Origin of the sequence: Pseudomonas parasichuanensis, assembly GCF_021601385.1 — a bacterium.
Taxonomy (GTDB): Bacteria; Pseudomonadota; Gammaproteobacteria; order Pseudomonadales; family Pseudomonadaceae; genus Aquipseudomonas; species Aquipseudomonas parasichuanensis.
Window position 1 is genome coordinate 1 of the sequence record NZ_BQHO01000068.1, and the last position, 9,109, is coordinate 9,109.

A 9,109-nucleotide genomic window follows, 5' to 3' on the forward strand; every position below is an offset into this window, starting at 1 on the left:
TGATGCGCTACAACCTCAAGCGGCTCCATAGCTACAACGGCTATGAAACGCCGGTAGCCATGGAGGCAAAGCTCAAAGCGGCGGCATAAACCTTAATCGGTGTCCAAAATTACTTGACCAGATCAAGGCGGTTCCTTGTGGCATCCGATTGCCAAACAACCGGTTTGGAGCTGACAAAGGTCTCGATCTGACGCTTAATCAGGCGCAGCGGGCGGTGTTTCTTTATCCTCGAGGATTACTGGATACACCGCTGTGAGACGCCCGAATCAGTGGCGCGATAGCTTCAATCATGAGCGCCAGAGTCTGCGCTCCTTCTTCCGTCCCATCCCAAGCATGCCCGAGCGCCTGCCGAATTGCAGGGTGCTGTGTCAAATTTGCTATGTCATGAATTATGCCAATATTGGCATAAGCCAATGCTTTCTCCACGGCAGGTGTCAGGGTCTTTATGTGGCCACCCAGAAACTTGGAGATCGTATACTGAGGCACACCACAACGCTTGGCATACTCATTATCAGAGATTCCAAGTTCTGTGATACAACGCCGAAGCTGACTGCGTGCAGTCAGCACTTCGATGGTTGGTGATATTGCGATTCTTGGCATAGGTCAGTACGATAACAAGCAGAAGCCCTGGCAACAAGCTCTCAGTCACTTGGAGGTGCAAGAGAGATGCGAACGACTGAATCAGTGAAGCGCTACCGCGCGGTTCTCGATACTCGAGCCCGATTAGGTCAAATCCTGACACCTCAGCCTATGGCTGATGCGGTGGTACGTCTGCTGGGAGCTCGTGGTGGTGATTGGCTGGAACTTGGCTCGGGATCTGGACGCCTGGCCCAGGCTGTTCATAGCGCGGTTCAGCCGGCAAGCTATTTGGGTGTCGAGCTCGAACAAGTAATGATCGACGCCTGTCCACAACTAAGCGGTGTCCGCTACGTCAAACGCGATGTGCTCTCTGTCGCAGCGCTTGGTAAAACACTGGGTGATGCTCAGTTTGACCATGTGATTGGCAACCCCCCATACGGTGTTCAGGATCTGCCGGCCAGGGCTCGCAAGCGCCTTCTGAGTTTTTGCCCCGACCTTGATATTCAGCAAGCATGGGCACCGGTCGACCTTTACTTTGTCATGGAGTCGTTAGCGAGGCTCAAGTCTGTGGGCTCTGCCGCCTTCATCGTGGGCGCCGACATTCCTTGTGCCGTTCAAAGCCGCCCCTTCCGCAAGCAGTTGCTCGAAACCGCCAGCGAGATTGAATGCTACGAGTTACCTCGATTCGCTTTCGGCTGGCAGGTGGAGGTTCAGGCCTATGTCCTGTTGATCCGCTTCGGCCGCAAGCGTGCTCGCCGCGTTTCGCTGGGCCAGCTCGATGACAACTTCCAACTGATCGCTCAACGCAAAATCAGCACCGAGCAGGCGATTGAGAGCATGGATTCAGGTCACCACGAATTTGGTGAAATGGACTCAGCGCTTAGACGCGCCCGCGGGTGCGTCACAATGAGGGATCTGAACGTATCCATCGTTCGCGGTAGTCGAACCCGCAACCAATTTGCACAGCTCGGTGTACAGCACTTCCACACCTCAGACTTCCCCAAGTCCGGCATGGAGATCGCCTTTGAAGGCACGTCGCTTTCTGGCTATCAACATGCAACTGCCGGCGACATCCTTCTTCCGCGGGTCGGTACACGCTGCATTGAGCGCAAGGCTGTAGTGGTGAGTGGCGAGAGTCCGTACTCTGACTCAGTGTTTCGAGTAAGAGCGCCGGCAGAACACCAGGAACGCGTTGTGCGATGGATCACCAGTCCCGAGTGCTCGATCTGGCGTCGAGGTGCAGCCCGAGGAGCCTGCGCGAAACATCTGACAGTCGCTACGCTTCTGGAAATGCCCGTTCCACTGTGAGCTGAGCAAGTCACGCAAGCTGCTGAGCGCGCTCACCAGGGCGCTCTATCTGTAAGAATGAACTGGGAGCGAGCGCACATGCATACCCTGTTGCTAGGAAATGGTGTTAACAGGGCCGCCCTTCAGAAGGACTGGACGCAGATCCTGCGCGAGCTCGCCGCACAGTTTAAGGCTGACGAGCTAATCCACCATCTGAACAATAAGCCCTTGTCGATGATCATCGAAGAGCTCTGCGCTCGATCAGAGGGCGTATTTCGGCATAACGAACACGCCGTAAAAGTGGCATTTGCCAAGCTGCTCGAACAGATCACTCCCATCGAAGCACACCGGAAAATTTGCGAGCCATTCGAGGTGATCCTCACCACGAATTATGATTTCACCATCGAAGAAGCCTTCGTTGGGCCGCTCTATAGTCCGGCATTCATTTTCCCCGAGTCCCGATACAGCCTGTTCCGCCGCTATCAAGCAGGCGCCAAACAGGTGTGGCACATTCACGGTGATTCAGACAGACCCGGCTCTATGGTCTTGGGGTACGACCAGTACGCGGGCAGCCTGCAAAAAATCCGCAACTACGTCACCGAAGGAGTGGATATCAAGAAGCTTGGCTACCGCCTGGCCTCCCCGGTAAAAAACGGCAACCTCGACTTCACCTCTAATCGAGAGATCTACTCCTGGGTCGACCATTTCCTCAGAGATCACCTGCACATTGTAGGGCTGGGAATGGACTTTACCGAGATCGATCTTTGGTGGTTGCTGCTCCATAAACGTCGACGACTTCACCAAACGGGCAAGGTTTTCTACTACCAGGCAGGTATCAAACCTAGCGAAGACACGCCCGTCACCTCGCTGATGAAGTCACTCAACGTGGAGGTTGTGCCTATTGTCGAAGACAGTTACGTTAACTGCTATCTGCGCATCGCCGATGAGATCACCCATCGGATCAAGGCATACCCCGAGCTGATGCCCATCCCTGCACGCCCCATGGATGAATACAGCTACCCAACGACCCGCGCCCCTCGGCAGAGAGAGAAGCAAGGAAGCTTTGGGTTCCCAGTAACGCCCGACGATTTGAAGCGCCTCAAGAGCCGTCGCTCCTAGTCCATTTCCACCTCGTACCAGTGCATGCATTGCACACCCCGCGTTCTACCCGGCTTGCGCTTAGGATGGTCAAACAAAACTCTAGCCTTGCGCTGGGCGGCGCAATACAGAGCAGTCCCGATGGCCATCGGTTTGGTGCCAAAGGGGCAGATCGCCAAGCGATTACACTCACTTTTCGAGGTTAATGCTGCACTGGCCGTCATGAGCAGATCGTAGGCGGCTTTAGGATTGTTCGCTCCGCAGTATTTAACGGTCGCGGCAGACGTTTCCAACAGCCGGCTGTTGGCCATGAAGGCCTCAAGATCCCAGGTTGCCTGGAAGGGCGGAATACCGAAAATGATGGTCACCTTCCGAACGAACTGACCATCATCGTCATTGAGCTTCTGGGTAAGCCTGCCGCCTTCAAACCCCAAAAAAGCCACCAAATGCACAGCGTCGTTCGCGGTGAGCATGCCCATGAATGGCGGAATTGGCTGCCGTGAAAAGCCGGTGCTTAGGTCAAACGCTGCGCCGTTGACTGCCCCCGCTTCAGCTGGCCGGCGTACATACTCCTGCGGCTCGACGTACAAGAAACCAACCCGTGGTCGCTTATGCGAGAACGTGTAGGCATACAGCAGCAGAGCAATCTCCGAGAAGTCCAAAGACGTAGCATCCACAGCGACTGATGCTGCCTTGAACTCCCGGGAGAAATCTTCCAGCCCGGACTCAGTGGCAAGGTACTGCTTCTCGCCAGCGTGCAGCACTCGGGTCTCAGGATCGTAACGCAATTGAACATTCCGGCGCGCCAAGAGCTTGGAACGCGCCATGGAGTACTCCGTACGATCATCCAATTTCTCGACGCCCGTGAACGCAATGTCCATCTTGGCCAAGCCGTCGAGCCCAGCCTCATCGATAAGGTCTTGTCTGATAAAGCGCACGTTAACCTCAGAACAGGGAGCCGGTGATTTTGGCAGTGGCCTCGTCGTCCTGTGAGTCGACGAGCTGCTTTACCAGAGACTCGAACTGCGAGTCCGATTGAGTGAGCATGATGTCGAGCTGTGCGGCTGTGAGTGTGATTTTGCGCCGTTTCCTGTAGCTAATTTTGAAGTGCGGCGCATAGATAGCATTCAGTACCAGCTCAAATTGAGCCGCATCGACCTCGGCTTTGTTCTTGGTGTCCTTGGTTTCCCGAAGTACTGACCAGATTTTCGCTTCACGCAGAATCGTCTTGGCCGGCTCAGCGAGTCGCGTTGCGTCAGCCTCGTTGATGGAGAAGTGATTGATTTCCGGCTCACTTTGGCTGCGACGCCTGTTGAACGCTTCGAAAAGCCCACCCAGCCGCCGGGCGAAATCAAGAAGCCGATAACCATGGGGGCCTAACTGCATAATGTCTTCAAACATGGCATCAGAGACCTGCTTAGCAGCGATCGCCTGATAATCATGCTCAACGCACAGAGGCCCACCGATATCGTCAGCTGACTTTCGCTGATAGGCCAAAAGCAGCGTGCTGTGGCAAAGCTCCTGGAAGAAGCGCAGGTTCGGTGCTGCGATCTTGCAAAAGCGTGAGAAGCCCGAATAGAGGATGTTCGGCCTTCGGGGGAGCCCAGCATAGAGATGGAATAAACAACCATAGAGGTTGTTGTCCACCCAGCCTCCCGGCTTGTAAAACACATCCGTCCTGGACCGACCGCTTTCCAGCAGTTGCTTGAACAGGCTCAACGCATCCTTGCCAGACTGGGTTTTGCGATTGAGGATCGCACCGAGCACGATGCTGGCTTCAGGGACTTCATCATTGATAAGGTCTTCGGCCCGTGTGTTGCCATCTAGACCTTGAAATTCGAGCCCCTTCTTGATCATCTCTGCGATGCGCCGGCGAAGAGGTAGGTCCGCCAGCGCCAAGCGCGCGATTTCGGGCGCATTGAGTTCTGGCAGGATCTGCTTCACACAGTTGGTCACATCCTGCCGGTAACCCTCCGTCAGCCGGTACGGCAAATGTACGGGGTCATGAAGCAACTCAGGCCTGAAAGATGGACAGGCGACCACCCCGTTCGCTTGGTAGATGCGGAAAAGGAAGAGCTCCGCAGCTAGGACTTCGAAGTCATTGTCCTTGACCAGATTGGACTCAAGATCAATGGTACGGATGTCATGAAGCTCGACGATTCGTTCCTCACGACTGGTCTTTAGATCAGTGACTGCATCACGCTTGTGAGCGATATGGACTGCAAAGCGTTGGCTAGGATGCTTGATCGCATCACAGACAATTTCTTGTTGCCGAGGCAGCAGGTTTTCGAACTCATCAACGAATACGCGAAATGCCAATGCGTCTAGCCGAGGCGAATGGTTGGCCAGGTCATTTGCAAGTGCCGTTAGAATTGTGGAGAAATGGACGAACCGCGGTAACTCACATTGATCGGGATTACGAACCCATAGATCGAAATCGGCCATGCGCTGCTCGATCAACAGCTGTAATGCCTCGATAGTGGGTTCAGGCAGCTCCAATTGCCGGACAAGCGTTTGCCCAAGGCGGGCCTTCGAAAGGTTCAGCGACCCACCCGCGAGGTTCTCGGCCGCGTCAATGTTCTTGATCGCCTGGCATATCTCGGCAACAAGACTCAGCGTCAGGTAGTGAGAGAAGGCAAAACCATCCTTCGGTTTCTGCAACCACTCTGCGGTCATGAGGGAGCAGAAGCCGGTATCTGGCCGAAAATAGAGGCCGAGGTTCGAGAACTCCTCATCACCAATGTTCTCACGGTGGGCACTGAAGGTTGAACCGTGGCAGAAGAACCTAAGGAACATCGTCTTTCCACAGCCACGACCACCAAGAATCCTGACCGACTTGCTGTCTTTGAAAATGCTGATGTGCTGAAAGAATGGTGGGACGATGAATTCCTGGAAGACGTCGGGCGGCAGGTTGTCAGCTCGGTTCTTCAGAAACGCGTCTGCTAGTGCTGGCATAGAGGTCATCTCCTGAAAAGAGGGGTCCAGTTCTCCGATTCCGCCCAGAGAAGGGACAACGAGTTGTTAGGTGTGGAATGCTCAAATCCGAGCACAAGATCCAGGCCATGCCTCGTCGTTCCCGGAATCCCCTTGTCCTTGGCTAGTTGATCGTAAAACTCCCTCGTATCTGCCGCGGTGTTGATTCCATCGACCGCCCACAACCCAGGCGTATTTGCCGACTCACTGAAAAACTGATGCCTTGCGTCCAACACCTCAATAGGTAGCACGGTCAGCCAAGGGAACTTCTTCAGTTCTTCGACTCCCTTGTGGAAGGCCACGAAGGGGCAGTACACCATGTGTATGCCCTTCATCTCCGCCAATTTGTTATCACGCACAAAGTCCTTGAATTGCTTGCCGGTACCCAACATGTCGTCGACAAACACCAGGCAGCGAACGTCTTCAGGCAACGTATTCAGCCTGTCTGGTCGGCAGGTGATGGATTTATTGATACGGGCATGCCGCTTGTAGTGGCGGATGATGACCACACCACTCTTGCCCGTGTCGGAGGCCTTGTTCCCATCCACACCGACAAACCGCAGAGGATAAGACCCGTTCGACTCTCCCAGTGCCTCAAGGAAAACCTCAATGCTTGGATGAGAATAGAGCTGCCATTGGCGGAGATAAGCCGGTAACACGCAGTGCAGCAACTGATCGATGGAGCTTTCAATCATTCCCTGGGAGCGGAAGATCAATCGCTCCAGGATGCGCGCTGCGAAATACAGCTCTTCTTCGGACTGGAAGTTATCCAGCCAGCGATCGAGAGTGCTTTCCTCGGTGCCGGTGATCACTCCTCGTTGAAGCATGCTGCGAAAACGACGCGCAACATCGTTGTAGAGTGAATAGTGCCTATCGGGAACATGGAAGGGCATGAAGCATCCTTTGCTGATGTGACTTCGGCTCACGGGGCAACCCGATGTCCAGAGTGGCCTTGCCTGCATCTATGCTGGCCTTTCGCCAAGATTGCTCAGTCTGCAGGGTCGAAGCAAGCGTAATTCGTCATTGAAAGAAAAACACCGTACGCCTCGGCGAACCCACGTAGCTAACCCCAACCATAAGCGCAATGGTGTCCACCTATAAATACGTGGTCACCATTACTCTCATCATAAGGCCCCTAAGTGCCAGCGAACCTCCTATCCCAAGCCATTGAAAGCTCAAATCGTCCAGGAGCGTATTGGAATATTTCACGCTCCTCGGCGCGCCCGATGCTTCCTTTTAGCCACTATTCGTTCGTATGATCGAACCGCCAGGTAACCCTCTGGCTGCTCAAGTATGGGGATTTCACCGTTGCAATGGATTTCGCGAGAGAGGATCAATCCACCCAGCACACGAAGAAACGTGTGGGAGAACGACAGCGCCCTACCCATGGGCACCTGGGTTGTCTGGTGGTATGGCCGGTTAGTCAAAAATACTGCTGCTGAGACGGTCCCCTTGGTGGAAGTTGCCCTGCAAAAGCTCGACGGAGACCGGCTGACAAGTGAATACGGGACCATCAAGATTGCGGTCAGCCGCTTACTATTTTACCCGCGCGGTCTCATTCTCGAGGACAGACGCCCTGTCGCACGCGCTGCCGTTGAAAGTCACTGGTTCGACGTCGAGTTCGGCTACAGCGGCTGGAGTTTCTTCAGAGCGTCTGACCTGGGGTTTTGCTCTTCCAATAGCGAATTTCGATTGCCTGAAAGCTGCAGCGGTGACTGGTCGCTCGCTTTCAAACAGGCCAAGGGAACAGTCCTTCTCAACTGCGTAGACTATCTGGTCCGCGGGTATGCTCATCGATCAGAAATACCTCGGATCCTCACTACCTACAGTTGGGGGCCAGCGAAGCGCCGGCTTCTGGCTAAATCGACACCTGCTGAAGAACAAGGTCTGAGCGACCGGCTAGTCGTCTACCCGCACCCGGATATGGTTTCAGCAGATGAGACTTTCCTCGCTTATCTCGCAAACGATAGTCATACGATTAAAGCCGCTCAAAGCATTTTTGCGGACGCGGACACGCAGGCCTTTAGAAGTGGTCAACCCCACACCTTGCAGGTTATGCCCTGGTTTAAGGGCAGAACACGCCTGCAATGCCGCGGCATATGGCTTAACAAGGGCCAAGACTTCCTATGCCTTGAATTGTTAGCGTTTGATGCACCAAAAGGTAAATTGATCGACTGCCGCATTTCCCGTCGAACCAAGACTGAAGCAGCGGTAGACGATTGGGTAAGATCGAAAGAAATTCAACGAAAATTGACCGAGGATGATATGGACTTCTGCATGACTGATTTCCATCAGCCACGCAGCCCCTATCCACGATATGACCTCGAGGCTGGCGATCTCAGTGCAGGCGTAGACGCTAACAAGATTAGATCCTACGTAGACGCCCCCTACGACCGCACCATCACTGTGCCGAATGACCGGCCAGCACCTGACAAAGTATCGACTGGTGACACACTGGGTTCTGGGGACAGCGATACTGCAAAGGCCACGGTCACGGCCAGTGCGGTAGAAGCAGAGTTCAGTGGCGCTCTTCAAGAAATGTGGAAGTCTTTTCTTCGACTTCGCGCTGCGGGGCTGCTCCAAAATGTGCGCTGGTACGCGCCCCTCCAGGCGATCGCCTCGCGGCCGCCTGAGTACATCCCATTTTCGGAGCGAAACTACGATGAGCCGGAAGACCCCCAAGGTAAATTGAGAAAGTGGTTATACCTACACGACACTAAATGCCGCGGCATGATGATCTTCTTGCTGTGGACTTCCCGACAGATGTACATGGTCGTGGAGACTGAGCGTCGTCGCTGGGTGAGCAAGGATGGTGACTTGAAGGAAGAAAGCTGCAGTGGCTTGATCTGCCTGGTCGAAAACAAGGAGGATGTCCAAAAGGTTCACCAGTTCATTGACAGAGGACTACCTAGGCACAAAGGGATCTTCGCGAAGCTGGTCAAGGAGTCTAAATGGCCCTTGGATGGTCCATACGCCATCTTCCCCCATCGCACTCAGAATGATAAAGATGCCTGGTTGGATGCCGCTGCGCTAAATGCCCTTAGGCTGTTGGCGCTGATGGAAAATTGACCCACCCTGCCGATTGAAATTTGACCCAGGGCGGATTGCTGATTTTGTTACCAGCAACTGTGGATAAGTCTACCAGCGCAGCTGCTGTTGCCCCCACTCCTTC

6 protein-coding genes are annotated in these 9,109 nt (G+C 54.3%); 3 read left to right on the plus strand and 3 right to left on the minus strand.

Annotation, left to right across the window (positions count from 1 at the left end; genetic code table 11):
• Nucleotides 1-666 precede the first annotated feature (666 nt).
• Together L6D77_RS26900 and L6D77_RS26905 are read left to right on the plus strand one after the other, a co-directional pair.
• Nucleotides 667-1,887 (plus strand): N-6 DNA methylase, encoded by a 1,221-nt coding sequence (locus L6D77_RS26900; protein ID WP_157766864.1) that lies wholly within the window; start codon nucleotides 667-669, stop codon nucleotides 1,885-1,887.
• 78 nt (nucleotides 1,888-1,965) lie between these two features.
• Nucleotides 1,966-2,985 carry an SIR2 family protein gene (locus L6D77_RS26905; protein ID WP_099431003.1) on the plus strand — a complete coding sequence of 340 codons (1,020 nt, stop codon included), beginning with the start codon at nucleotides 1,966-1,968 and terminating at the stop codon, nucleotides 2,983-2,985.
• On the opposite strand, the gene L6D77_RS26910 is transcribed toward L6D77_RS26905, so the two are convergent.
• From L6D77_RS26910 to L6D77_RS26920, 3 genes are read right to left on the minus strand one after another with little or no spacing between them, the layout of a single operon-like run.
• Entirely contained in the window at nucleotides 2,982-3,902 is a 921-nt protein-coding gene (locus L6D77_RS26910; RefSeq protein ID WP_099431002.1) for a hypothetical protein, read from the minus strand. The genes L6D77_RS26905 and L6D77_RS26910 overlap by 4 nt on opposite strands.
• Nucleotides 3,903-3,909: 7 nt before the next feature.
• Nucleotides 3,910-5,919, minus strand: coding sequence for an ORC-CDC6 family AAA ATPase (locus L6D77_RS26915; RefSeq protein ID WP_099431001.1), 2,010 nt, complete (start codon nucleotides 5,917-5,919; stop codon nucleotides 3,910-3,912).
• A 5-nt stretch (nucleotides 5,920-5,924) separates the two neighbouring features.
• Entirely contained in the window at nucleotides 5,925-6,830 is a 906-nt protein-coding gene (locus tag L6D77_RS26920; protein ID WP_099431000.1) for a phosphoribosyltransferase-like protein, read from the minus strand.
• A 466-nt stretch (nucleotides 6,831-7,296) separates the two neighbouring features.
• On the opposite strand from L6D77_RS26920, the gene L6D77_RS26925 reads away from it, so the two are divergent.
• Nucleotides 7,297-9,006 carry a hypothetical protein gene (locus tag L6D77_RS26925; protein WP_236170222.1) on the plus strand — a complete coding sequence of 570 codons (1,710 nt, stop codon included), beginning with the start codon at nucleotides 7,297-7,299 and terminating at the stop codon, nucleotides 9,004-9,006.
• Nucleotides 9,007-9,109 lie beyond the last annotated feature (103 nt).

Bases quoted from the DNA above. Each gene is read 5' to 3' on its own strand.
- L6D77_RS26900 (WP_157766864.1), top strand. From the start codon at position 667: ATGCGAACGACTGAATCAGTGAAGCGCTACCGCGCGGTTCTCGATACT.
- L6D77_RS26905 (WP_099431003.1), top strand. From the start codon at position 1,966: ATGCATACCCTGTTGCTAGGAAATGGTGTTAACAGGGCCGCCCTTCAG.
- L6D77_RS26915 (WP_099431001.1), bottom strand. From the start codon at position 5,919: ATGCCAGCACTAGCAGACGCGTTTCTGAAGAACCGAGCTGACAACCTG.
- L6D77_RS26920 (WP_099431000.1), bottom strand. From the start codon at position 6,830: ATGCCCTTCCATGTTCCCGATAGGCACTATTCACTCTACAACGATGTT.